Source organism: Pseudomonas fluorescens (genome assembly GCF_005938625.1).
GTDB lineage: Bacteria > Pseudomonadota > Gammaproteobacteria > Pseudomonadales > Pseudomonadaceae > Aquipseudomonas > Aquipseudomonas fluorescens_BD.
In genome coordinates this window covers 37,979-61,688 of record NZ_VCNJ01000056.1, presented here as the reverse complement: position 1 = coordinate 61,688, position 23,710 = coordinate 37,979, and the positions used below count along the sequence as shown (strand labels likewise).

Annotated in this window: 16 protein-coding genes and 4 tRNA genes; 6 read left to right on the top strand and 14 right to left on the bottom strand. The window is 59.8% G+C overall.

The window, feature by feature from the left end:
* Position 1: 1 nt before the first annotated feature.
* Positions 2 to 1,420, bottom strand: a complete 1,419-nt coding sequence (gene leuC / locus FGA82_RS26980; RefSeq protein ID WP_141129450.1) for a 3-isopropylmalate dehydratase large subunit — start codon at positions 1,418 to 1,420, stop codon at positions 2 to 4.
* A gap of 140 nt (positions 1,421 to 1,560) precedes the next feature.
* On the opposite strand from leuC, the gene FGA82_RS26975 reads away from it, so the two are divergent.
* The 3 genes from FGA82_RS26975 (at position 1,561) to FGA82_RS26965 (ending at position 7,576) form a co-directional block, all read left to right on the top strand.
* Positions 1,561 to 2,445: a LysR family transcriptional regulator gene (locus FGA82_RS26975; RefSeq protein WP_141129449.1), complete on the top strand. Its 885-nt coding sequence runs from the start codon at positions 1,561 to 1,563 to the stop codon at positions 2,443 to 2,445.
* A 74-nt stretch (positions 2,446 to 2,519) separates the two neighbouring features.
* A complete protein-coding gene (locus FGA82_RS26970) occupies positions 2,520 to 5,798 on the top strand; it encodes a sensor domain-containing protein (RefSeq protein ID WP_141129448.1) in 3,279 nt (1,092 codons plus the stop codon).
* A gap of 86 nt (positions 5,799 to 5,884) precedes the next feature.
* Positions 5,885 to 7,576 carry a molecular chaperone HscC gene (locus tag FGA82_RS26965; RefSeq protein WP_141129447.1) on the top strand — a complete coding sequence of 564 codons (1,692 nt, stop codon included), beginning with the start codon at positions 5,885 to 5,887 and terminating at the stop codon, positions 7,574 to 7,576.
* On the opposite strand, the gene FGA82_RS26960 is transcribed toward FGA82_RS26965, so the two are convergent.
* The 12 genes from FGA82_RS26960 to gltX form a co-directional block, all read right to left on the bottom strand.
* A complete protein-coding gene (locus tag FGA82_RS26960; protein WP_141129446.1) occupies positions 7,573 to 10,275 on the bottom strand; it encodes a DUF805 domain-containing protein in 2,703 nt (900 codons plus the stop codon). The genes FGA82_RS26965 and FGA82_RS26960 overlap by 4 nt on opposite strands.
* The gene (locus FGA82_RS26955; protein ID WP_141129445.1) at positions 10,272 to 10,967 is read right to left on the bottom strand and encodes a DUF1266 domain-containing protein; all 696 of its coding nucleotides are present in this window, start codon (positions 10,965 to 10,967) and stop codon (positions 10,272 to 10,274) included. The genes FGA82_RS26960 and FGA82_RS26955 overlap by 4 nt, the downstream gene beginning before the upstream one ends.
* A 188-nt stretch (positions 10,968 to 11,155) precedes the next feature.
* On the bottom strand, positions 11,156 to 11,602 hold the full coding sequence (locus FGA82_RS26950; protein ID WP_141129444.1) for an Hsp20 family protein: 447 nt from the start codon (positions 11,600 to 11,602) through the stop codon (positions 11,156 to 11,158).
* 121 nt (positions 11,603 to 11,723) lie between these two features.
* A complete protein-coding gene (locus tag FGA82_RS26945) occupies positions 11,724 to 12,683 on the bottom strand; it encodes a tRNA dihydrouridine synthase (protein WP_116031011.1) in 960 nt (319 codons plus the stop codon).
* 174 nt (positions 12,684 to 12,857) lie between these two features.
* On the bottom strand, positions 12,858 to 13,295 hold the full coding sequence (locus FGA82_RS26940) for an acyl-CoA thioesterase (RefSeq protein ID WP_141129443.1): 438 nt from the start codon (positions 13,293 to 13,295) through the stop codon (positions 12,858 to 12,860).
* A 45-nt stretch (positions 13,296 to 13,340) separates the two neighbouring features.
* The gene (locus tag FGA82_RS26935; protein ID WP_141129442.1) at positions 13,341 to 14,174 is read right to left on the bottom strand and encodes an alpha/beta fold hydrolase; all 834 of its coding nucleotides are present in this window, start codon (positions 14,172 to 14,174) and stop codon (positions 13,341 to 13,343) included.
* A gap of 30 nt (positions 14,175 to 14,204) precedes the next feature.
* Positions 14,205 to 14,744 carry a TetR/AcrR family transcriptional regulator gene (locus tag FGA82_RS26930; RefSeq protein ID WP_045122549.1) on the bottom strand — a complete coding sequence of 180 codons (540 nt, stop codon included), beginning with the start codon at positions 14,742 to 14,744 and terminating at the stop codon, positions 14,205 to 14,207.
* 182 nt (positions 14,745 to 14,926) lie between these two features.
* Positions 14,927 to 15,002, bottom strand: a tRNA-Glu gene (locus FGA82_RS26925).
* Positions 15,003 to 15,081: 79 nt separating this feature from the next.
* Positions 15,082 to 15,157: transfer RNA gene (locus FGA82_RS26920), tRNA-Ala, on the bottom strand.
* 53 nt (positions 15,158 to 15,210) lie between these two features.
* A tRNA-Glu gene (locus FGA82_RS26915) sits at positions 15,211 to 15,286 on the bottom strand.
* A gap of 79 nt (positions 15,287 to 15,365) precedes the next feature.
* Positions 15,366 to 15,441 (bottom strand) — tRNA-Ala (locus tag FGA82_RS26910).
* A gap of 202 nt (positions 15,442 to 15,643) precedes the next feature.
* Positions 15,644 to 17,125, bottom strand: a complete 1,482-nt coding sequence (gene gltX, locus FGA82_RS26905; protein ID WP_141129441.1) for a glutamate--tRNA ligase — start codon at positions 17,123 to 17,125, stop codon at positions 15,644 to 15,646.
* Between the two features lie 228 nt (positions 17,126 to 17,353).
* On the opposite strand from gltX, the gene FGA82_RS26900 reads away from it, so the two are divergent.
* Together FGA82_RS26900 and FGA82_RS26895 are read left to right on the top strand one after the other, a co-directional pair.
* Positions 17,354 to 18,403 carry an HlyD family secretion protein gene (locus FGA82_RS26900; RefSeq protein ID WP_141129440.1) on the top strand — a complete coding sequence of 350 codons (1,050 nt, stop codon included), beginning with the start codon at positions 17,354 to 17,356 and terminating at the stop codon, positions 18,401 to 18,403.
* A 49-nt stretch (positions 18,404 to 18,452) separates the two neighbouring features.
* Positions 18,453 to 19,943, top strand: a complete 1,491-nt coding sequence (locus tag FGA82_RS26895; protein ID WP_171057366.1) for an MDR family MFS transporter — start codon at positions 18,453 to 18,455, stop codon at positions 19,941 to 19,943.
* A 116-nt stretch (positions 19,944 to 20,059) separates the two neighbouring features.
* Here the strand turns inward: FGA82_RS26895 and uvrB are convergent, their stop codons facing one another.
* Entirely contained in the window at positions 20,060 to 22,075 is a 2,016-nt protein-coding gene (gene uvrB, locus FGA82_RS26885) for an excinuclease ABC subunit UvrB (RefSeq protein ID WP_064116827.1), read from the bottom strand.
* Positions 22,076 to 22,412: 337 nt separating this feature from the next.
* Between uvrB and FGA82_RS26880 the strand changes: the two genes are divergently transcribed.
* Positions 22,413 to 23,609 carry an amino acid aminotransferase gene (locus tag FGA82_RS26880; protein WP_141129439.1) on the top strand — a complete coding sequence of 399 codons (1,197 nt, stop codon included), beginning with the start codon at positions 22,413 to 22,415 and terminating at the stop codon, positions 23,607 to 23,609.
* The last annotated feature ends 101 nt before the right edge of the window (positions 23,610 to 23,710 follow it).

Sequence of the window (23,710 nt, the reverse complement as noted above, 5' to 3'; positions counted from 1 at the left end):
TTTAAATCAATTCACGAACGTCGATGAAACGACCGTTCACCGCTGCCGCCGCCGCCATGGCCGGGCTGACGAGGTGGGTACGGCCACCGGCGCCCTGACGGCCTTCGAAGTTTCGGTTGGAGGTCGAGGCGCAATGCTCGCCGGACTCCAAACGGTCCGGGTTCATCGCCAGACACATCGAGCAACCCGGCTCACGCCATTCGAAACCGGCTTCGAGGAAAATCTTGTCGAGACCTTCGGCCTCGGCCTGAGCCTTGACCAGACCCGAGCCCGGCACCACGATCGCCTGCTTGATGGTCGAAGCGACTTTGCGGCCCTTGGCAATCACTGCCGCAGCGCGCAAGTCTTCGATCCGCGAGTTGGTGCAGGACCCGATGAACACGCGATCCAGCTGAATGTCGGTGATCGCCTGATTGGCGGTCAAACCCATGTATTTCAAGGCGCGGACGATCGAGTCGCGTTTGACCAGATCCATCTCTTTGGCCGGGTCCGGCACGTTTTGGTCAACGGCCAAAACCATCTCTGGAGAAGTGCCCCAGCTGACTTGCGGCTTGATCTGCGCAGCGTCGAGCTCAACCACGGTGTCGAACTTGGCGCCGTCATCGGAAACCAGATCTTTCCAGGCTTCGACGGCCATGTCCCATTCGGCGCCTTTCGGGGCGAATGGACGGCCCTTCACGTAATCGACAGTCTTCTGATCCGCAGCCACCAGGCCAACGCGGGCGCCGGCTTCGATGGACATGTTGCAAATGGTCATGCGGCCTTCAACGGACAAGTCGCGGATCGCGCTGCCAGCGAATTCGATGGCGTGGCCGTTACCGCCGGCGGTGCCAATCTTGCCGATCACCGCAAGAACGATGTCCTTGGCGGTCACGCCGAACGGCAATTGCCCTTCAACGCGCACCAGCATGTTTTTCATTTTCTTGGCGACCAGGCACTGGGTGGCGAGCACGTGCTCGACCTCGGAGGTGCCGATACCGTGCGCCAAAGCGCCGAACGCGCCGTGGGTCGAGGTGTGCGAGTCGCCGCAGACCACGGTCATGCCCGGCAAAGTCGCGCCCTGCTCCGGGCTGATCACGTGGACGATGCCTTGGCGCACGTCGTTCATCTTGAACTCGACGATGCCGTATTCATCGCAGTTGTCGTCGAGGGTCTGAACCTGCAAACGCGAAACCTGATCGGCAATGGCTGCGATGCCGCCCTTGCGCTCTGGTGTGGTCGGTACGTTGTGGTCCGGAGTCGCGATGTTGGCATCGATGCGCCAAGGCTTGCGCCCGGCCAGACGCAGGCCTTCAAAGGCTTGCGGCGAGGTCACTTCGTGAATGATGTGACGGTCGATGTAGATCAGCGCCGAGCCATCGTCGCGCTGCTTGACCAAATGCGAATCCCAGAGCTTGTCGTAGAGCGTTTTGCCGGCCATCAGACGGTTCCTCATCAGCTTGTTTCTATGCCCTGGGCTTATCAATAACCCTTTGGCTTGTGAGGCCGATCCTATGGGGTTAGATTAAATAACTCAAATTCATATTTTTTATGCTTTGGATAACCAACTGGAATACGAACATGGATCTGGCCAACCTCAACGCTTTTATCGCGATTGCCGAGACCGGCAGCTTCTCCGGCGCGGGCGAACGCTTGCACCTGACGCAACCGGCGATCAGCAAACGCATCGCCGGGCTGGAGCAACAATTGAAGGTGCGCCTGTTTGACCGACTGGGTCGTGAAGTCGGTCTGACCGAGGCTGGCCGCGCCCTGCTGCCGCGGGCTTATCAGATTCTCAATGTGCTGGATGACACCCGCCGCGCCCTGACCAATCTGACCGGTGAAGTCAGCGGGCGCCTGACCCTGGCCACCAGTCACCACATCGGCTTGCACCGTTTGCCGCCACTCTTGAGGGAATTCACCCGCCGTTACCCACAGGTTGCGCTGGATATTCAGTTCCTCGATTCGGAAGTGGCCTACGAAGAAATTCTCCACGGCCGCGCGGAACTGGCGGTGATCACCCTCGCGCCGGAGCCTCACGCACTGGTCAAAGCCACGCCGGTGTGGGACGACCCACTGGATTTCGTGGTTGCCCCGGAGCACTCGCTGATCAATAACGGCGCCGTCAGTCTGGCGGACATTGCCGGTCATCCGGCGGTTTTTCCCGGTGGCAACACCTTCACTCACCACATTGTCCAACGTTTATTCGAGGCCCAAGGCCTGACGCCGAACATCGCCATGAGCACCAACTATCTGGAAACCATCAAAATGATGGTCTCGATCGGCCTGGCCTGGAGTGTTTTGCCTCGGACCATGCTCGATGAGCAGGTGGCGAGCATCGTATTGCCGGGCATACAGCTCAGTCGCCAGCTAGGCTATATCGTGCACACCGAACGGACGCTATCGAATGCGGCAAGAGCCTTTATGGCATTGCTGGATGCACAAATCGATCTGCCAGGGACTTGAGGCCAACTTGTGCTACTCCTATAGAGCCGCTGCCCCTGTGCCTAACGCCACCATCAGCTCAAGGCCTGTCCACAATGCCGAAATCTGTTGACCGAATTCCGCCGATGCCGCGTATCCAGGCGATTGACCCGCGTCATTCCGAGCAGAGCTGGGAGAGTGCGCCGCAATTATTGGCTGCACTCAACGGCGCACGGCTCGGCGCCTGGTATTGGGACATCGAGCGTGGGCAGATCAGTTGGTCACGCGGCACCCAGGCCTTGTTCGGCTTCGATCCACGGCAACCGCTGCCCGAAGATCTGGAATACCTCGACCTGCTGCCGCCGGAAGACCGCGCAAAAACCGTCCGCGCCTTCCACGCGGTGATTGCCGGGGCGCCGCTGGAACAAGCGATGCACCACCGCATCCGCTGGCCTGACGGCAGCCTGCACTGGCTGGAGATCAGCGGCAGCCTGCTGCCGGATAAAAACGGCCGCCCCCGAATGATCGGGGTGATTCGTGAGATCACCCACCAGCGCCAACGCGAACAGGCCCTGAGCAGTTCGGAGAAACGTTTCGCGACACTTTTTCACCTATGCCCGAACATGGTCCTGCTGACCCGTCAGGAAGACGGCCTGATCAGTGAGGCCAACCAGTATTTCGAAAGCCTGTTCGGCTGGCCAGTGCAGAGCGCCATCGGCCGCACCACCCTGGAACTGGGTTTGTGGGTGCATCCGGAGCAACGCGCCGAACTGGTCAAGAAAACCAACACCAAGGGCGAATTGATCAGCATGGAGGTGCAGTTTCGCGCCAGTAACGGGCAGATTCACGACGGCATTCTCAGTGCGCAGAAAGTCGAACTTGAAGGTCAGCCGTATCTGCTCAGCACGTTCCTCGACACCACTGAACGCAAAGCTGCCGAACACGCCTTGAAGGACAGCCAGGAACGCCTCGATCTGGCGCTGGACTCGGCACAGCTCGGCACGTGGGACTGGCACATCCCCAGCGGCATGCTCTACGGCTCCGCCCGGGCGGCGCAATTGCACGGCCTGGAACCCAAACCATTTCATGAATCATTCGATGAGTTTTTCGAGGGCGTGCCCGGCGAAGAGCGCGACAGCATGCGCGACGCCTACCGCAGCCTGCGCGAAGGCCCGGCGGGCAACTATCAACTGACCTATCGCGTGCAATTGCCGGACGGCAGCTCGCGCTATCTGGAAAGCCGCGCCCGCCTCTACCGTGACGACAATGGCGCGCCGTTGCGTATGGCCGGCACGTTGCTCGACATCACCGATCAGGTCGAACGTGAACAGCGGCTGGTGGCCTCGGAAGAGAAATTCGCCACGCTGTTCCAGGTCAGCCCCGACCCGATCTGCGTGACTCGCCAGGACAGTGGCCAGTTCATCGAAATCAATAACAGCTTTACCCAAACCTTCGGCTGGAGCGCCGCCGATGTCATCGGCCACACCGCCGAAGAAATCGGCCTGTGGGACGCCTCGGCGAAAAGCCTGCAACGCATTGAACGGGTGATTCGCGAACAAGGTTTGAGCAACGTCGCGATCATCGTTCAGCACAAGGACGGCCAGTCGCTGACCTGCGTGATTTCCAGTCGGCAGATCAGCGTCGGCGATCAACCCTGCATCGTCACCACTCTGCGCGACATTACCCAGCAGCAGCGCTCGGAAGCGGCGCTGAAAGCCAGTGAAGAGAAATTCGCCAAGGCGTTCCACTCCAGCCCCGACGCGATCACCATCACCGAGCGCGACACCGGACGTTATCTTGAGGTCAACGACGGTTTCTGCCGTCTCACTGGCTACCGCGCTGAAGAGGTCGTGGGCAAAACGGTTTATCAGGTCGGTATCTGGGCCGAGGAAAAACAACGTTCGGCGCTACTGGCCGAACTGCAGATCAAGGGCCGCGTGCACCATCAGGAAATGCTCGGGCGCAACAAGCGCGGGGAGATGCTGACGGTGGAAGTCTCGGTCGAGCCGATCACGCTCAATGAAACCGCGTGCCTGCTGCTGACCGCGCGGGACGTCAGCCTGCTGAAAAACGCCGAAGCGCAGATTCGCCATCTGGCCTACCACGACCCATTGACCAACCTGCCTAACCGCGCCTTGCTGATGGATCGTCTGAGCCAGCAGATCGCCCTGCTCAAGCGCCACAATCTGCGCGGCGCCTTGCTGTTTCTCGATCTCGATCACTTCAAGCACATCAACGACTCGCTCGGGCATCCGGTCGGGGACACGGTGCTGAAGATCATCACCGCGCGGCTCGAAGCCAGCGTGCGCATGGAAGACACGGTCGCGCGCCTCGGTGGCGATGAGTTTGTGGTATTGCTCAGCGGGCTCGAAGGTTCGCGTAACGAAGTCAGCGTGCAGGTGCGCAATCTGGCCGACACCCTGCGCGAATTGCTCTCGGAACCAATGTTCCTCGACGGCCAGCGTCTGCAAGTGACCCCGAGTATTGGTGTGGCACTGATTCCCGATCACGGCTCGACCCCGACTGACCTGCTCAAGCGCGCCGACATTGCCCTGTACCGGGCCAAGGATTCCGGGCGCAACACCACGCAGATGTATCACAACACCATGCAGAAAGCCGCCAGCGAACGTTTGCGCATGGAGACCGACTTGCGCCTGGCGCTGTCGCGCGGTGAATTCAACGTGCACTTTCAGCCGCAGGTGGATGCCCGCGACAATCGCATCATCGGTGCCGAAGCGCTGGTGCGCTGGAATCACCCGGAGCTGGGCGCGCAGTCGCCTACCGAGTTCATCAAAGTGCTGGAGGACAGCGGCCTGATTCTCGAAGTCGGCACTTGGATCCTCGACGAAGCCTGCAATGCCTTCAAACAACTGATCGCGCAGAAACGGGTCGACCCGCTGAATTTCAGCCTGTGCGTGAACATCAGCCCGCGACAGTTCCGCCAGAACGATTTCGTCGAGCGCATCGAGCACAGCATGAGCAGCCATGGCCTGCCCTGCTCGCTGCTGAAACTGGAAATCACCGAAGGCATCGTGATCCAGAATCTGGAAGACACCATCAGCAAAATGCGCCGCCTGAAAAAGCTCGGCGTGAGCTTTGCAATGGATGACTTCGGCACCGGTTATTCGTCACTGACTTATCTCAAGCGGCTGCCGGTGGACACGCTGAAAATCGATCAGTCGTTTATTCGTGATGCGACGACCGACCCGAACGATGCCGAGATCATTCGCGCGATTGTCGCCATGGCGCGCAGTCTTGAGCTGGAGGTGATTGCCGAAGGTGTGGAAACCCCCGAACAACTGGCGTTCCTGCAAGGTTTGGGCTGCCATTTGTATCAGGGTTATCTGCACAGTCGACCGGTTGCGCTGGAGGATCTGAAAAAGCTCCTGCCCTAACCGCTGCACGTTGCAACAGAAGCGCAATTGCCACGGTTTGCGGCAACCTGTAGGGTCGCGGTTTTTGCGCCGTTTCGAGATCTGTCATGCAGGATGCATCCCTCCCCCGCCCGGCTCTGCTGGGCATCGACCTTGGCACCACCAACAGTCTGATCGCCGTCTGGCAGGACGGTCAGGCCCGCCTGATTCCCAACGCTCTGGGCGATGTGCTGACGCCATCGGTGATCAGCCTCGATGAAGACGACACGATTCTGGTCGGCAAAGCCGCCCGCGCCCGCCTCACTACGCACCCGGAACGCAGCGCTGCAGCGTTCAAGCGCTTCATGGGCAGCGATAAACAAGTTCAGCTCGGTGCACGTCAGTTCAGTCCGGAAGAATTGTCAGCGCTGGTGCTCGGCTCACTCAAGCAGGACGCCGAGGCCTTTCTCGGCTACCCGGTGTCGGAGGCGGTGATTTCCGTGCCGGCGTATTTCAGTGACGAACAACGCAAACGCACGCTGTTTGCCGCCGAACTGGCCGGGCTCTCGGTGACACGCCTGATCAACGAGCCGACCGCTGCCGCCATGGCTTACGGGCTGCATGAGCAGAAATTCGAACGCACGCTGATCTTCGATCTCGGCGGCGGCACCTTCGACGTTACGGTGCTGGAATACGCTTTGCCGCTGATCGAAGTGCACGCCTCCACCGGCGACAACTTTCTCGGCGGCGAAGACTTCACGGCCGCACTGTTGCACGCCTGCCTGAAGCACTGGCAACTGACCCCGGCCATGGTCGATGCGCAAAGCATGGCCAGCCTCGGCGACGCGCTGGAGCAACTGAAATGCAAACTCGCTGAAGGTGTTCAGCCTCTGAGCTGGAGCCATGGCGACAAGACGCTCGAATGGTCGCTGGACGAAACGGCTGCGGTGAAAATCTGGGAGCCGCTGCTGGCCCGTTTGCGCGCGCCGATCGAACAAGCCCTGCGCGACGCTCGCCTCAAACCTCGCGACCTCGACAGCCTGGTGCTGGTCGGCGGCGCCACGCGCATGCCGGCGGTGCAGCAGATGGTCGCGACGCTGTTCGGGCGCCTGCCTTACCGGCATCTTGATCCGGATACCATTGTTGCGCTGGGGGCGGCGACGCAAGCGGCGTGCAAAGCACGTGACGGGGCGGTTGAGGAGTTGATTCTGACGGATGTCTGCCCGTACACGCTGGGTATCGAGACCATCCGCGGCAAAGACATCGACGGAGCGTTTTCGCCGATCATCGAACGTAACACCATCATCCCGACGTCACGGGTGGAACGCTATTACACCACCCATCCTCAGCAGGCGCTGCTGCGCATCGCGGTCTATCAGGGTGAGCGGCCGTGGGTGTGCGACAACATTCTGATTGATGCTTTCGATGTCACCTTGACGCCCACCGCGCACATCCAGGCGCTGGATGTACGCTTCAGTTATGACATCAACGGTTTGCTCGAGGTGGACGTCACCCTGCTCGAAACCGGCGAGCGCCACAGTCACAGCATCGACCGCAGCCCCACGGGTTTGGATGAGCAAGCGCGCCGCGACAGCCATAACCGGCTGTCGACGCTGAAGGTCCATCCACGCGACGCACTGCCCAACCGCACATTGCTGGCTCGTCTGGAGCGGGCATGGATGCAGAGCCTCGGCACGCAACGCGAGCACATTGCCGAGTGGCTGCACAACTTCACTACCGTGCTCGCCGGCCAGCAACCCTCGGAGATTGCCAGCCATCGCTCAGAGCTGAACAAGGCGCTGGATCAACTGCGCCTCTAGCCGTTGAGTCGCCGCAATGCAGCCTGCAGGCCGCCCGACAGCATCTCGGTATCGCCGCTGTCCGGCGGCACACCATAGCGGTTGGGCAACTTGTCACCGGCAAGCCCGAACAACACCAACGGCAGGAATGGCAAAAACGGCGTCAGCGCCATGAAGATCAACAACGTCGGAATGCCTCTGCCCATGTCGTGCAATCGACGCAGAATGGCGCCGAACACCAGCAGCACGCCCAATAGCAGGATAAGAATGCCTGCGCCCGTGGTGCCACTGATCAACCCTGCCACTGGCGCAATCACCACACACCCCAAGACCTGAGCGATAAAAGCCTTGCGCCCCAACCGCGATCCCAAGCGCCAGATCGCTGTCGCCGGTACCGGCTGAACATCGCTTTTCGCCAGCAGTAATCGTTCCGACCAGGACAATAACGCGCACAAGGCCAGGCGCAGGCCGACGCTGTTCTGCAAATCGTCCTTGCCCTGTTGCAACTGCCGCAGGACCCGGGTTTTCGGCACGCCGGCAGCGCCATAACGAATCAAGCCCTTGAGCGCATCCAGCGCTTCATACGCCAGCAGTTTGTCGACGCCAAAATCCGTCAGCACTTTGCGCGGCGGCCACACCGGTTCGCCTTTGATCAAACCGTCGCGGAAGCCTTCGAACCAGTCGTCTTCACAACTGATCGCCGCGATCGATTGCAGCAATGCGCGATGCTGCTCGGCACTCAGGCTCGGGTCGTGATAGAGCACGCCCCAGAACATCATCAAACCCAGCAAATCGTCGCCACATGCCGCTCGATCACTTTCGAGGCAGGTGTAAAGCAGGGTATTGGCCGGCAACCGGACACTGTCGAGTGCCTGTTGTACGCTGAACAATTGCTGCACCAACAAGCCGTGCACCGGGTCATTGCCTTGCAGCCATCCGAGCAAACCGTTGCAATTGCCTTGCTCGCGCAACAAGCGCCGCAGCAGTGGCTGCAGTCGACTCAAAGGATGAGCCGGATTGAATGGCAGGCGTTCAAGGCACTGCACATCAATCATTTGCAGCCAGCGTTCGGGCTGGTCCAGCAACGCCAGCAAAAACAAGGTCTGAGCGTGCCACTCCCAGGTGGCCTCACCCAGCCCGACCGGTGGCAACTGAATACCGCGCCGGCTCAACTGCAGAATCAAATCGAGTTCGGACAAGTCGCAGTCGTCTTTGAGCGCAGCCAACTTGAACGCTTCGGCGATTCGTTCCAGCGCAGCGTCGTTGTAAGGCCGCAAGCGACGCAGCCACAGCCGACAGACCTTGTGCGGCTCGCCGTCGGTCAGCACCTGCGGCAATGGCCGTGCACCTGAATCCGCTTCGCTGAAAGCACTCATGGCCAGCGCAATCGGTGCCTCGCCCAGCCAGCGCAGGTGTTGCCTAGCCTGATATTTGAACCCGCTCATCACCAGGCTTTCGAGGGCATCGATCGGCAGCGGTGCATCCACAATCTGCTGCAACAACGCTGTATCACCGCGATGCAGCGCCCAGGCGTGGCGGTACAGATGCAGTAATCGGCTGTCGGCATTTTCGCCCAGCAATTGCGCAAGCAATGGCAGCTCATCACCGCTCATGCGCCAATCGACAAAGCTTTGCGCAAGACCCTCAAGCTTTAACCGCCCAACACCCAGCCAACGATTCAGCGTCTCGGGATGTTGTGACGGACGGCCATACACTTGGCAGTCATCGGCAAGATCGTCTGACCACCCAGAGATGCCCTGCAGGCGATCGAACGCCTGAATCAACAGCGGCAGAAAAGTCGGTTGGCGCTTGGCGCACAGCTCCAGCAGACGACTTTCCGCCATCGGATGGCGATGCTCGTTCCACAGCCGGATCCAGCAAGGAAATGCCTGATCGTCCCGCCCGAGCAGACTGCTCTGACAGGCCAACAGGTAAAGCCAGTCGACATCATCCGGTGCTGCAAGCTGCTGCTCGACGCAGCCCTGCAAAAATGTCGGCACGCCGATGCCTGCCTGAGTGAACTGCACCAGCAGCCGCTTGAGGAACGCGGCATCATTTGGCAATGGCAGGCACGTGTGCTGACTGGCGAAGTCGGCGAACTCATGGAGTGGACGCTGGTTGAAGATGAAGTCGAGGCTACGGGCGTACCACAGCGATTCAGTCTGGGCGGCCTCTGACCATGCGCTCATCAGATCCGTATCGAACGGATCCGGCGATTCGATTCGCTGGAGAAAGAAGCCCACCTGATGCGCATCGTCGAAACCCAGATCCAGCAACTGTTGATCCCAGGCCATACGCTTGGCCAACAGATTCGCGCAGCGGTACGACAACGGACCGGCGTCGGCCATCCGGTGGTACAGCGGCCAGCTGAGTTCATCGAGCACGTCCAGCGACAGCTCATCCAGCCCTCGAACAAAGGCCTGCCACGCGGCGAAATTGAACCGGCGCGCGGGATCATCCAGCAGCTCGCAAAAATCGCCGAACACTGGAGGGACCTCAACGACAGTCTGTTCTGAGGCTTGAAACTCGTACTCGTCCTCGGGCTCTTCTTCCTCGTCCTCACGCGCCAGACGCAGGGCGTTTTCGTACGCCGCGCGCAGCGCCTGGAAGCCTTGCGGGTCGGTCTCCGGGTGATGCGCTGGCAAACGTGCGCGGTAAGCATTGCGAATCAGGGTTTCGTCGTTAGTAGGCTCGATGCCCAGGCGGATCCAGCAACTCATGACCAGTCGAACTCCTTGAGCGATGCAGGGCGTGACGGCAAATCGATTTCCATGTGCCACGGCAAATCAGCAAGGAACTGAGGAATGTTCTCGGCAAGCCCACGGGCAATCCGCAGGTTAAGGGGGTTGGCGCCTTGTCGGTCCAGCTCACGCGCAAGCTCATCGTCGCTGGCGCTCAGGCAGGACCAGAAGGTCCGGCCCACCACAAAGCCATCGAAATACGCCATCCAGCTACCGTAGTGAAATTGCGCTCTGAGGGCCAATCGGCTGTGCAGCCAATTGCTTTCGTCCAGGTCGATCCACTGATTGCGCACCGCGCAACGCAAGAGAAAGCCCATGCGGCCATAGTCCCAGGACAATATCCCGCCCGGCCCGCAACTGCCGAACGTGCGGCAGGCAAACTCATGCAGGACCCGTTCACGGGGGGAGAGATCTTCAAGCAAGGCCTGCCATTCAGTCGGCAGACAACGTTGCCACGCCAGATAGGCCGCGCTGAGGTGTTTGGCATGGCCGTCGTCGGTCATCCGTTCGAGCATGTCGAACAATTGCCCACGATCATCGATACCCCAACTGTCCTGCAGATCGATGTAGCGATCGTTGCAGAAGGCCGGGTCGTCGTAGCTGGCGCCGGTATTGATCGCCGCCATTGGCGCAGACAGGGCGCACAGCCAGCGCTGTTGAATCTCGTCCATGAAAAAAGGCTCCAGGCCGACCGGTGAGGAATGGGGGTCGGCAAAACTGCCGCGGATTGTAGAGAAACCGCCGCCAGCGGCAAAGCCGAACAACGGTTTTCTTGCGCGCACAAAAAAGGCCCCGACGTATCGGGGCCTTCATTCAGCGGCTCATCGTCTGTTCAGACGATTGTGTTGCGGCACATGACTCAGTGCTGCAACGCCGGCTTCTGCACCCCATTGATCGGGATGCGTTTGGCTTTCGCTTCTTCCGGGATCACACGCAACAGGTCGATGCTCAGCAGACCGTTTTTCAGATCGGCGGCCTTGATCTCGATGTGATCGGCCAGACGGAAGGACAGCTTGAACGCACGCTGGGCGATGCCCTGGTGCAGGAAGGTCACGCCTTCGTTGGCATCACGCTTGCCGCCACTGATGGTCAGTACACCTTTTTCGACTTGCAGCTCCAGGTCATCTTCCTGGAAACCGGCGGCGGCAACGACGATACGGTACTGGTCATCACCGTGCTTTTCGACGTTGTAAGGTGGGTAGCTGCTGCCTGGCTCGTTGCGCAGGGCAGTTTCGAACAGGTCGTTGAAACGGTCGAAACCTACCGAGGAACGGAACAGTGGCGCGAGGGAAAATGCAGTACTCATGGTTCAAATCTCCTGAAAACAATCAGCAAGGTTTTTTAACTCCGCGACCCGAATTCGGCATCGCGTAACCCTTAGATAGGGACCGCTGAAATGATTTCAAGAGACTATTTGCAGATTTTTTTCAGGCAGCTTCGGCGACCGGCAGACCGAGCAAACGCGAGACGTGATCCGGCTCGGTCTCACGGCGCAGGACGGTAAACAGCTCGGTGGCCTCGGGATAATTGCGCGTCAGCATCGCCAGCCATTGCTTCAAACGGCCCGGCGATTGGCGCGCAGTCATTTGCGCTTTGGCTTGCAGCCAGAAGTCCTGGATCAGCGGCATCAGCTCGGCCCACGTCATCTCGACCACTTCTTCGCCAGCGCGGGCGGCAGCGATCTGCTTGGCCAGATCCGGGCGCGACACCAGACCGCGACCGAGCATGATGTCTTCGACGCCACTGATTTCGCGGCAACGCCGCCAGTCTTCAACACTCCAGATATCGCCGTTGGCGAACACAGGGACCTTGACCACGTCCTGCACGCGCGGGATCCACTCCCAGTGTGCTGGCGGTTTGTAGCCGTCCATCTTGGTTCGGGCGTGAACCACGATGTGCTCGGCGCCACCTTCAGCCAGCGCTGTGGCGCAGACCAGTGAACCGTCCGGGCTGTCGAAACCGAGGCGCATTTTTGCGGTGACAGGAATGTGTGCCGGTACTGCGCGGCGCACGTGCTCGACGATCTGGTTGAGCAGTTCCGGCTCTTTGAGCAGAACCGCACCACCACGGGATTTGTTGACGGTCTTGGCCGGGCAGCCGAAGTTGAGGTCGATCACTTCGGAGCCGAGTTCGCAGGCCAGGGCAGCGTTTTCCGCCAGGCATACCGGGTCGGAACCGAGCAATTGCACGCGCAATGGCACGCCGGACGCGGTACGGGCGCCGTTGAGCAGTTCGGGGCCGAACTTGTGGAAGTACGCCGGGGTGAGCAACTGATCGTTGACCCGAATGAATTCGGTCACGCACCAGTCGATGCCGCCAACGCGGGTCAGCACGTCGCGGAGGATGTCGTCGACCAATCCCTCCATGGGCGCCAGAGCAATTTGCATGGGAAAACACTACTTGAAGAAAAACGTGCGGCAGTTTACTGGATATCGCAAACATCCGCAGATCCCTTGTAGGAGCTGCCGAAGGCTGCGATCTTTTGATCTTGATCTTGATCTTGATCTGCAAACAGCAAAATCAAAAGATCGCAGCCTTCGGCAGTTCCTACAGGGATCGGGTTAGGCTGTGGCAAGGATCGCGGGACCATAACCTTCGATGAACTCGGCCGGCATGCGCTTCGGCTTGCCCGTGGACAGCTCAATGCAGACAAACGTGGTTTGCGCGCGCAGCAGCGTGGTGTTGTCGCTCGGGCGCTTGAGCTGGAAATGCCGGGTCATTTTCAGGCGCTGATCCCAATCAACGATCCAGGTCGCCAATTGCAGCTCGTCGCCTTCATAGGCCGCCGCCAGATAATCGATCTCGTGGCGCACTACCGCCATCGCCCGATCCAGTCGCCGATACTCGACCAGATCCAGGCCCAGACGCTGCGAGTGGCGCCAGGCGCAGCGCTCGAGCCAGGTCACGTACACCGCGTTGTTCGCGTGGCCCAACCCGTCGATGTCCTCGGCGCCTACTTGCAGATCAATGGTAAACGGCGTTGCCCGATCCCAGCCCATGCCCCACTCCCGGTCAATGATTCAACCCGGGCAGTGTAACGGAGCTCACGCCGATTGGCGCGCCTGAAGGCTGCGGCCGGCCAGCAGTGATAACACACCATCAACCACGCGCGGGTCGGCCAGCACACGCTGATGCCCGCCGCCTTCAAGGCGCAACAAGCGGCTGTCGAACCAGGATTCGTGGATCAGTTGCGATTCCTTGACCGAGACAAAGTTGTCGTCCTCGGCATGCACGATCAGGCCGGGCATATCCAGTTGATAATGGGCAACGTCGAGCGTGGCGGCGCGCATCCCGACATCTTGTTCGACCTGACGAATAAAGGCCGAACGAGCCCGGGGTGGCATGCCGACGTAGCGAGCAAAACCGCGCAGTACACCAAGAATTCGCGCAGGCGCGGCGATGCTGACAAGGGTTTCGGTGCGCAGCCCCAGTTGCACGGCGAGCATGGCGCTGGCGCCGCCCATGGAATGACCGATGACCGCTTGCAATGGTGGCAGCTCGGCGGCCGCTTCGAGCATCGCCCGAGCGAACAATACGACATTGGCTTCACGCCCGGGCGAACGCCCGTGGGCCGGACCATCGAGCGCGACAACGGTATAACCGGCATCGACCAGTCCCGTGATTAGCGCGGCGAACTGGGTTGGCCGCCCTTCCCAGCCGTGCATCAGCAGCACTGTCGGGCCTTGGCCCCAGCGCAGCGCCGAGAGACCGAAGCGCAAAGTGATGCGTTCGGAGCTGGCCAGCAGCGGCAGCTCCCAATCGCGCAGCGGCAGCGACCGTGGCGTCATGAACGCCAGACGCATTTTGCTTGCCACCCGTTGCGGTGCAATCCAGCCCAAGGTGCCATTAACGCCACGAACCCACTTCAACGTGTTCATCGCTCTCTCCTCAGGCGTGTTGCCTTCAGGTCAACGCACCGCCGACTTGGCAGCGCGCAGCAATCGATCAGATAAATCTCCCGGGCCGAGCGCTCTTGCGAGGGCCAGACCACCCACCATCAAGGCCACATCGGCTAAAGCTTTGTCGGTGTCCTCGGGGCTGGACGCCAACTGCGCAATCATCAACTCCAGGTGTTCGTTCAGCGCTATGCGGAACGATTCCGGCAAACGACCCAATTCGCCAATCGAAGCGGGAATCGGGCATGCCGCGTCACTGGAATCACGATGCTTGCGCGACAGGTAAAACGCAGCGACCAGGGCGCGGCGCTCTTCACCGGTCAGTTCGCTATCCATGTCGGCAATCAGGTCGCGGCGGCGACCGAGAAGCTGCTTGAACGCTTCGAGCATCATCGCGTCCTTGCTTTCGAAGTGTGCATAGAAGCCGCCAACCGTCAGGCCGGCTGCGCCCATCACTTCGCCCACGCTCGGGTCAGCCGGACCACGCTGGATCAGTGCGGCGCTGGCAGCCTTGAGGATGCGTTCGCGGGTTTGAGCTTTTTTATCGTTCATCGTTGCCTCCGAATATTACGACTAGAATATTATTCGCATAATAATATTCTGCAAGTCAAGGATATGACCGCTGGTCTGAAGCACAGTGTAAGGAAAAAGGAGAATTGGCCAAACGCCAGACAAACAAAAGGGCCATTCAATAATTGAATGACCCTTATAAAATCCCGCAGAGCGGGTAATCGTGGCGTCCCCTAGGGGACTCGAACCCCTGTTACCGCCGTGAAAGGGCGGTGTCCTAGGCCACTAGACGAAGGGGACACAAACCTTCTGTACAACTGATCAGTGCTGAGATCTGATCGATTCAAGGCCGGTGTGGCCAGACCTTGAACTTGTAAATTGGTGGAGCTTAGCGGGATCGAACCGCTGACCTCCTGCATGCCATGCAGGCGCTCTCCCAGCTGAGCTAAAGCCCCGGATTTTTCGCCTCTCGGCGGAGCGACATTTTGCAACATCGCTTCTGTAAAACTGGCGTCCCCTAGGGGACTCGAACCCCTGTTACCGCCGTGAAAGGGCGGTGTCCTAGGCCACTAGACGAAGGGGACGCAAACCCTTCTATACAACTGATCAACGCTGAGTGTTGATCGCTTCGGAGCCGGTGTGGCCAGGCTTCGAAGTGTAAATTGGTGGAGCTAAACGGGATCGAACCGTTGACCTCTTGCATGCCATGCAAGCGCTCTCCCAGCTGAGCTATAGCCCCTCATCGTTGATGTCATCGCTGAGGACGGGGCGAATCTTAAGGGCGTATCGAAAGCCTGTCAAACTTATTTTTGAAATTTTTCAAAGTTTTTCGTCGGCATAACAATCACTTACCGCCCTCCCCCCGTAAATTCGGGAGAAGCGCCGAAGGCAGGATCAAAAGATCGCAGCCTTCGGCAGCTCCTATAGAGAAGCAAAAGCAATCAGGCGATCGCGCCCAGCAGCTTTTCCCACTCTTTGTTTTCTTTCTTCGACACGCCGCCCAGCAGGTCGATCGCCTGACGCAGACGATAACGGGTCAGGTCCGGGCCAATGATTTCCATGGCATCGAGCACCGACACCGAACTCGCCTGCCCGGTGATCGCAGCAAACATCAGCGGCATCGCATCGCGCAGTTTCAACTCCAGCGATTCGACCACCGCCTGAATCGTCGCGGTGATGTTGTCCTTCTCCCACTGACGCAGGCTTTCCAGCTTCCACAGGATCAACTGCATCAACTGCCGAACCTGATCACCCGAAAGCTTTTTCGATTCAAACAGCTTGGCATCCGGATTGACGCCACCAGCGAAGAAGAACCCGCCCAGCGGTGCGACCTGGCTGAAGGTTTCAACGCGGCCCTGCACCAGCGGTGCAATCTTCATCATGTATTCCGGGTTCAGCGCCCAGGTCTGCAGGCGGCTGGCGAACTCTTCCACCGGCAGATCACGCAGCCACTGGCCGTTGAGCCACGACAGCTTCTCGATGTCGAAGATCGGCCCGCCCAGCGAGACACGCTTGAGGTCGAAGTTGTCGACCATTTCCTGCAGCGAGAACTTCTCGCGCTCGTCCGGCATCGACCAGCCCATGCGACCGAGGTAGTTGAGCATCGCTTCCGGCATGAAACCCATGCGCTCGTAGAACGTCACGGAGGTCGGGTTCTTGCGCTTGGACAGCTTGCTCTTGTCCGGGTTACGCAGCAGCGGCATGTAGCACAGCTCTGGTTGCTCCCAGCCGAAGTACTCGTACAGCAGAATCAGTTTCGGCGCCGATGGCAGCCATTCTTCGCCGCGCAGCACGTGGGTGATACCCATCAAATGGTCATCGACAACGTTGGCGAGGAAGTACGTCGGCAGGCCGTCGGTCTTCATCAGCACTTGCATGTCCATGCGATCCCACGGGATCTCGACATCACCACGGAGCATGTCCGGCACCACGCAAACGCCTTCGCTCGGCACTTTCATGCGGATTACGTGCGGTTCGCCGGCAGCCAGACGGGCGGCGACTTCTTCTTTCGACAACAGCAGCGCGCGGCCGTCGTAGCGTGGGGTTTCGCCGCGGGCCATTTGCTCGGCGCGCATCTGATCGAGTTCTTCAGCAGTGCAGAAGCATGGGAACGCGTGGCCCATTTCAACCAGTTGCTGGCAGTACTTCTGGTAAATGTCGCCGCGCTCGCTCTGGCGATACGGGCCGTGCGGGCCGCCAACGTCCGGGCCTTCGCTCCAGTCAATACCCAACCAGCGCAGGGCATCGAAGATCTGCTGTTCGGACTCGCGGGTCGAACGCAACTGGTCGGTGTCTTCGATCCGCAGGATGAACTCACCGCCATGCTGCTTGGCAAAGCAGTAGTTGAACAATGCGATGTAAGCGGTACCTACGTGGGGATCCCCGGTAGGCGATGGCGCGATGCGAGTGCGGACGGTGGTCATGGCATGTCTCGAAAAGAATGAAAAGCAAAACAATCAAGCGGCGAATGGTAACAGGCGACACCCGCCCCGCTCCAGCGGGCAGGGCATTTAAGCCAAGTTTGCCTCTGGAACGCCCGTAAGCCGTGGTGAATGGGCAAATATCAACGGATGGCATTTACCGTTTATCGGCTATATGCCAGATTCGCCTGCTGATAACTTTCCTTACAATTCCTCGACTACAGTTTGCCCATGCCTGCCCAACTCAAGCGTCGCCTGTTGATATTCCTGCTGCTCGTCCTGCTGATCGCCGGGGGCTTTTTCGCCCATTGGTTTTTCAAGGGGCGCTTTTATGAAAGCACCGACAACGCTTATGTCCAGGGCGAAATCACCCGTGTATCGAGCCAGTTGAGCGCGCGCATCGACGAAGTGCTGGTGCAGGACAATCAGCACGTGGAAAAAGGCCAGTTGCTGGTGCGCCTGGAACCGAATGATTTCCGCCTGGCCATCGACCGTGCCAATGCCGCCCTCGCCACCCGTGAAGCCGAACGCCTGCAAGCGCAGAGCAAACTGACTCAGCAATCGAGCTTGATCGCCGCCAGCGACGCACAAGTGGCGACCACCCAAGCGACGCTCGGCCGTTCGCAAATGGATTTGTCACGGGCAGAAACCCTGCGCAAACCCGGTTACGTTTCCGAAGAGCGGGTGACCACCCTCTCCGCCGACGCCCACATTGCTCGTTCACAAGTGGCCAAGGCGCAGGCCGACGCGCAAGGCCAGCGCCAGCAGGTCAACGCCCTGAACGCGGAAATCAAACGCCTCGACGCCCAGATCGCCAACGCCCGCGCCGATCTCGCGCAAGCCGAACTCAACCTGACCCGCAGCGAAATACACGCGCCGATCAGCGGCCTGGTCGGCCAGCGCGCTGCCCGGAGCGGCCAAGTGGTGCAAGCCGGCGCTTACTTGCTGTCGATCGTCCCGGACGAAGACATCTGGGTGCAGGCCAACTTCAAGGAAACCCAGATCGGCCGTATGCAGCCCGGCCAAAAAGCCGAGCTGACCTTCGATGCGTACGGGGACACGCCGATCGAAGCGCGAGTCGACAGTCTGTTCGCCGCGTCCGGCGCGCAGTTCAGCCTGCTGCCGCCGGACAACGCCACCGGCAACTTCACCAAAGTCGTACAGCGGATTCCGGTGAAACTGACCTTCAAGGCCGACAACCCGCTGCACGGCAAGATCCGTCCGGGCATGTCCGTCACCGCCACCGTGAACATCAAAGACGCCCCGGACAATGGCCGGTGATTCGCTGATCCGCCCGGTCGGCGAACCGACCCGGCGCGATTGGATTGCGGTGATGAGCGTGATGCTCGGCGCCTTTATGGCCGTGCTCGATATCCAGATCACCAACTCTTCTTTGAAAGATATTCAGGGCGCCTTGTCGGCGACGCTGGAAGAAGGCTCGTGGATTTCCACCTCCTATCTGGTCGCGGAAATCATCATGATCCCGCTGACCGCGTGGCTGGTGCAGCTGCTGTCGGCGCGACGTCTGGCGGTGTGGGTGTCGCTGGGCTTTCTGGTTTCCTCGCTGCTGTGCTCGATGGCCTGGAGCTTGGAGAGCATGATCGTCTTTCGTGCCATGCAGGGCTTTACCGGCGGCGCGCTGATCCCGTTGGCGTTCACCCTGACCCTGATCAAACTCCCCGAACACCACCGCGCCAAGGGCATGGCGATGTTCGCCATGACCGCCACGTTCGCCCCGTCCATCGGCCCGACGCTGGGCGGCTGGCTCACGGAAAACTGGGGTTGGGAATACATCTTCTACATCAACATCCCGCCGGGCCTGATCATGATCGCCGGGTTGATGTACGGACTGGAGAAGAAAGAAGCGCACTGGGAACTGCTGAAAAGCACCGACTACACCGGCATCCTCACGCTCGGCATTGGTCTTGGTTGCTTGCAGGTTTTTCTTGAGGAAGGCCATCGCAAGGACTGGCTGGAATCGAGCCTGATCGTGACGTTGGGCAGTATTGCTCTAGTGAGTTTGATCACCTTTGTGATCGTGCAGATCTCCAAACCGAATCCGCTGATCAACCTCGGCATCCTGCGCAACCGCAACTTTGGTTTATCGAGTATTTCCAGCCTGGGCATGGGTGTCGGGTTGTACGGCTCGATTTATCTGTTGCCGCTGTACCTGGCGCAGATCCAGAACTACAACGCCCTGCAGATCGGCGAAGTGATCATGTGGATGGGCGTGCCGCAGCTGTTTTTGATTCCGCTGGTGCCGAAACTGATGAAGTTCATTTCGCCAAAATGGCTGTGCACGCTCGGGTTTGGCTTGTTTGGTCTGGCAAGTTTTTCGTCGGGGGTGCTCAACCCGGATTTCGCCGGGCCGCAGTTCAATCAGATTCAGATCATTCGCGCGCTGGGGCAGCCGTTGATCATGGTGACCATTTCCCTGATTGCCACGGCGTACATCCTGCCGCAGGACGCGGGGTCGGCGTCGAGTCTGTTCAACATTCTGCGTAACCTTGGCGGTGCGATCGGCATTGCTCTGCTGGCAACGCTGCTGGACGCGCGCACCAAGACTTACTTCGATTATTTACGCGAGGCGGTGGTGCCGACCAATCCGCAGGTGGCCGAGCGCCTGGCATCGATGACGGACCGGTTTGGCAGTGATACGGCGGCGCTGGGCAAGCTGAGTGAGATCGTCCATCAGCAGGCGGCGATCATGGCTTACAACGATGCGTTTCACTTTGTCGGGATTGCGTTGGGGATCAGCATGTTGGCGATCTTGTTGACCAAGAAATTGCCACAAGGATTGAAGGCTGGGGAATCCCACTAACTGTAACTGATCGTTCCCATGCTCCGCGTGGGAATGACTCCGGTGACGCTCTGCGTCACAGCGGACGCGGAGCGTCCGGGGCTGCATTCCCACGCAGAGCGTGGGAACGATCCTCCTTACACAGCCAAAAGCCGCTCGCGCAGTTTGGCAATCTCGTCGCGCATCTGCGCCGCCGCTTCAAACTCCAGATCCCGCGCCAGCTGATACATCTTCTCTTCCAGCGCGCGAATGCGTTTGGTGATCTCGCTCGGCGAGCGCAGTTCGGCTTCGTACTTGGCGTTTTCTTCGGCGGCTTTGGCCATGCCTTTGCGCTTCTTGCTGCGCGAGCCCGGCACAGTGGCGCCTTCCATGATGTCGGCGACATCCTTGATCACACCGCGCGGGGTGATGCCGTTTTCCAGGTTGAACGCTATCTGCTTGTCACGACGACGCTCGGTCTCGCCAATCGCGCGCTCCATCGAACCGGTCATGCGATCGGCGTAGAGAATCGCCCGACCATTGAGGTTCCGCGCCGCCCGGCCAATGGTCTGGATCAGCGAGCGCTCGGAACGCAGGAAGCCTTCCTTGTCTGCGTCGAGAATTGCCACCAGCGACACTTCCGGCATGTCCAGACCTTCTCGCAGAAGGTTGATCCCCACCAGCACGTCAAAGGTGCCGAGGCGCAGGTCACGGATGATTTCCACGCGCTCGACGGTGTCGATGTCCGAGTGCAAATAACGTACGCGCACACCGTGGTCGGCGAGGTAATCGGTAAGGTCTTCGGCCATGCGCTTGGTCAGCGTGGTGACCAGCACCCGTTCCTCGACCGCCACACGTTTGCCGATTTCCGAGAGCAGATCGTCGACCTGAGTCAACGCCGGACGCACTTCAACCTGCGGGTCGACCAGACCAGTCGGCCGCACCACTTGCTCGACCACCCTTCCGGCGTGTTCGGCTTCGTAATTGCCCGGGGTCGCCGAGACAAAAATGGTCTGCGGGCTGACCCCTTCCCACTCGTCAAAACGCATTGGCCGATTGTCCAGCGCGGAAGGCAAACGGAAGCCGTATTCGACGAGGGTTTCCTTACGCGAACGGTCGCCCTTATACATCGCGCCGACCTGCGGCACGCTGACGTGGGATTCGTCGATCACCAGCAAGGCATCGGCCGGCAGGTAATCGTAGAGCGTCGGCGGTGCAGCGCCGGCCGGACGCCCGGACAGATAGCGCGAGTAGTTTTCGATGCCGTTGCAGTAGCCCAACTCGAGAATCATTTCCAGGTCGAAACGGGTGCGCTGCTCCAGCCGCTGGGCTTCGACCAGTTTGTTGTTGCTGCGCAGGTATTCCAGACGCTCCTGCAATTCGACCTTGATGTGTTCGATAGCGTCGAGCAGGGTTTCCCGTGGCGTCACATAGTGGCTCTTCGGGTAGAACGTGAAGCGCGGCATCTTGCGGATGACTTCGCCGGTCAGCGGGTCGAATGCGGAAATGCTTTCGACTTCGTCGTCGAACAGCTCGATGCGGATCGCTTCCAGGTCGGATTCCGCCGGGTAAATGTCAATGACATCGCCACGCACACGGAACGTCGCACGGGCAAAATCCATGTCATTGCGGGTGTATTGCAGATCGGCCAAACGCCGCAGCAGCGCACGCTGATCGAGTTTGTCGCCGCGATCGACGTGCAAGACCATCTTCAGATAGGTTTCCGGGCTACCCAGACCGTAGATGCACGACACCGTGGTAACGATGATCGCGTCTTTTCGCTCGAGCAGCGCTTTGGTCGCGGACAGGCGCATCTGCTCGATGTGGTCGTTGATCGATGCATCCTTCTCGATGAAGGTGTCGGACGACGGCACATAGGCTTCGGGCTGATAGTAGTCGTAGTAGGAAACGAAATACTCGACCGCGTTATTCGGGAAGAACGCCTTGAACTCGCCGTAAAGCTGCGCGGCGAGGGTCTTGTTCGGCGCCAGCACCAGCGTCGGGCGCTGAATCTGCGAGATGACATTGGCGATGCTGAAGGTCTTGCCCGAGCCGGTCACACCGAGCAGCGTCTGGTGCGCCAGCCCGGCTTCGATACCCTCGACCAATTGGCGAATGGCTTCCGGCTGATCGCCGGCGGGCTCGAAGCGGGTGACGAGCTGGAATTCGGACATATACACCTCTGGGATCGTGGCTTTCCGAGCAAAGCGGAGCACCACGGGGACGACCGCAAACGACCGGTGTCGCGCAAGAAAAAAGCTGGATTGTGCTCAATGTGGTGGCGATTGCCTCACCTTTCAAGGCAAACGTCCTACATCCGGTAAAGACTCTGACACGGGCAGTCGACTAACGGTCAAGAAATAATCGGAAAAACTTACCGTAAAAGCCGAATCGCCTGTCGCCATTGTTCAGTAATGGCCTCTATACTAGCTCCCCGTTTGTGCACCGCTCTAGTGCATCCGGCTGGAGCGCGACACGTCCCTCCATTCTCCATTCAGAGCCGCCGCAATAATGAGCCTGTTCTCCGCTGTCGAAATGGCACCCCGCGATCCAATCCTGGGCCTCAACGAAGCATTCAACGCCGATACCCGGACCACCAAGGTCAACCTGGGCGTGGGTGTGTATTGCAACGAAGAGGGGCGAATTCCACTTCTGCGCGCCGTGATCGAAGCCGAAACCGTTCGCGCTGCTCAACACGCGTCGCGCGGTTACCTGCCGATCGATGGCATCGCCGCCTACGACCAGGCCGTGCAAAAGCTGCTGTTCGGCAACGACTCGCCGCTGATCAGCGCCGGTCGCGTGATCACCACTCAGGCCGTCGGCGGTACTGGCGCCCTGAAAATCGGTGCCGACTTCCTCAAGCAACTGCTGCCGAACGCCGTTGTGGCGATCAGCGACCCGAGCTGGGAAAACCACCGCGCGCTGTTCGAAACCGCCGGTTTCCCGGTGCAGAACTACCGTTACTACGACGCTGCCACCCACGACGTTAACCGTGCCGGCATGCTCGAAGACCTCAACGCTCTGCCGAACGGCTCGATCATCATCCTCCACGCTTGCTGCCACAACCCGACCGGCGTCGACCTGACCCCGGCGGACTGGAACAACGTGCTGGAAGTGGTTAAAGCCAAAGGTCACGTGCCGTTCCTCGACATGGCTTACCAGGGTTTCGGCGACGGCATCGATGAAGACGCCGCTGCCGTGCGTCTGTTCGCTGAATCCGGCCTGACTTTCTTCGTGTCGAGTTCGTTCTCCAAGTCGTTCTCGCTGTACGGCGAGCGCGTTGGCGCCCTGTCGATCATCAGCGAGTCGAAAGAAGAAAGCGCGCGCGTACTGTCGCAAGTCAAACGCGTTATCCGTACCAACTACTCCAACCCGCCGACCCACGGTGCGAGCATCGTCGCCGCTGTGTTGAACAGCCCGGAACTGCGTGCGCAGTGGGAAGCCGAGCTGGCCGAAATGCGCCTGCGCATTCGCGGCATGCGCACACAGATGGTTGATATGCTGGCCGAGAAAGCCCCGGGCCGCGATTTCAGCTTCGTTGGTCGTCAGCGCGGCATGTTCTCCTACTCCGGCCTGACCACTGAGCAAGTGCATCGCCTGCGTAACGAGTTCGGCATCTACGCGTTGGACACCGGCCGCATCTGCGTGGCTGCACTGAACCAGAGCAACATCAAGGCTGTGACGGATGCGATCGTTCAGGTCATCTGATTTCGCCGCGTGATGAAAAACGGGAAGCCTTTGGGCTTCCCGTTTTTATTTGTCCGAAGGAATGCAACATTCCCTCTAAACTGCACACAGATTTAATTGTG

Bases quoted from the DNA above. Each gene is read 5' to 3' on its own strand.
- leuC (WP_141129450.1), bottom strand. From the start codon at position 1,420: ATGGCCGGCAAAACGCTCTACGACAAGCTCTGGGATTCGCATTTGGTC.
- FGA82_RS26975 (WP_141129449.1), top strand. From the start codon at position 1,561: ATGGATCTGGCCAACCTCAACGCTTTTATCGCGATTGCCGAGACCGGC.
- FGA82_RS26970 (WP_141129448.1), top strand. From the start codon at position 2,520: ATGCCGAAATCTGTTGACCGAATTCCGCCGATGCCGCGTATCCAGGCG.
- FGA82_RS26965 (WP_141129447.1), top strand. From the start codon at position 5,885: ATGCAGGATGCATCCCTCCCCCGCCCGGCTCTGCTGGGCATCGACCTT.
- FGA82_RS26960 (WP_141129446.1), bottom strand. From the start codon at position 10,275: ATGAGTTGCTGGATCCGCCTGGGCATCGAGCCTACTAACGACGAAACC.
- FGA82_RS26955 (WP_141129445.1), bottom strand. From the start codon at position 10,967: ATGGACGAGATTCAACAGCGCTGGCTGTGCGCCCTGTCTGCGCCAATG.
- FGA82_RS26950 (WP_141129444.1), bottom strand. From the start codon at position 11,602: ATGAGTACTGCATTTTCCCTCGCGCCACTGTTCCGTTCCTCGGTAGGT.
- FGA82_RS26945 (WP_116031011.1), bottom strand. From the start codon at position 12,683: ATGCAAATTGCTCTGGCGCCCATGGAGGGATTGGTCGACGACATCCTC.
- FGA82_RS26940 (WP_141129443.1), bottom strand. From the start codon at position 13,295: ATGGGCTGGGATCGGGCAACGCCGTTTACCATTGATCTGCAAGTAGGC.
- FGA82_RS26935 (WP_141129442.1), bottom strand. From the start codon at position 14,174: ATGAACACGTTGAAGTGGGTTCGTGGCGTTAATGGCACCTTGGGCTGG.
- FGA82_RS26930 (WP_045122549.1), bottom strand. From the start codon at position 14,744: ATGAACGATAAAAAAGCTCAAACCCGCGAACGCATCCTCAAGGCTGCC.
- gltX (WP_141129441.1), bottom strand. From the start codon at position 17,125: ATGACCACCGTCCGCACTCGCATCGCGCCATCGCCTACCGGGGATCCC.
- FGA82_RS26900 (WP_141129440.1), top strand. From the start codon at position 17,354: ATGCCTGCCCAACTCAAGCGTCGCCTGTTGATATTCCTGCTGCTCGTC.
- uvrB (WP_064116827.1), bottom strand. From the start codon at position 22,075: ATGTCCGAATTCCAGCTCGTCACCCGCTTCGAGCCCGCCGGCGATCAG.
- FGA82_RS26880 (WP_141129439.1), top strand. From the start codon at position 22,413: ATGAGCCTGTTCTCCGCTGTCGAAATGGCACCCCGCGATCCAATCCTG.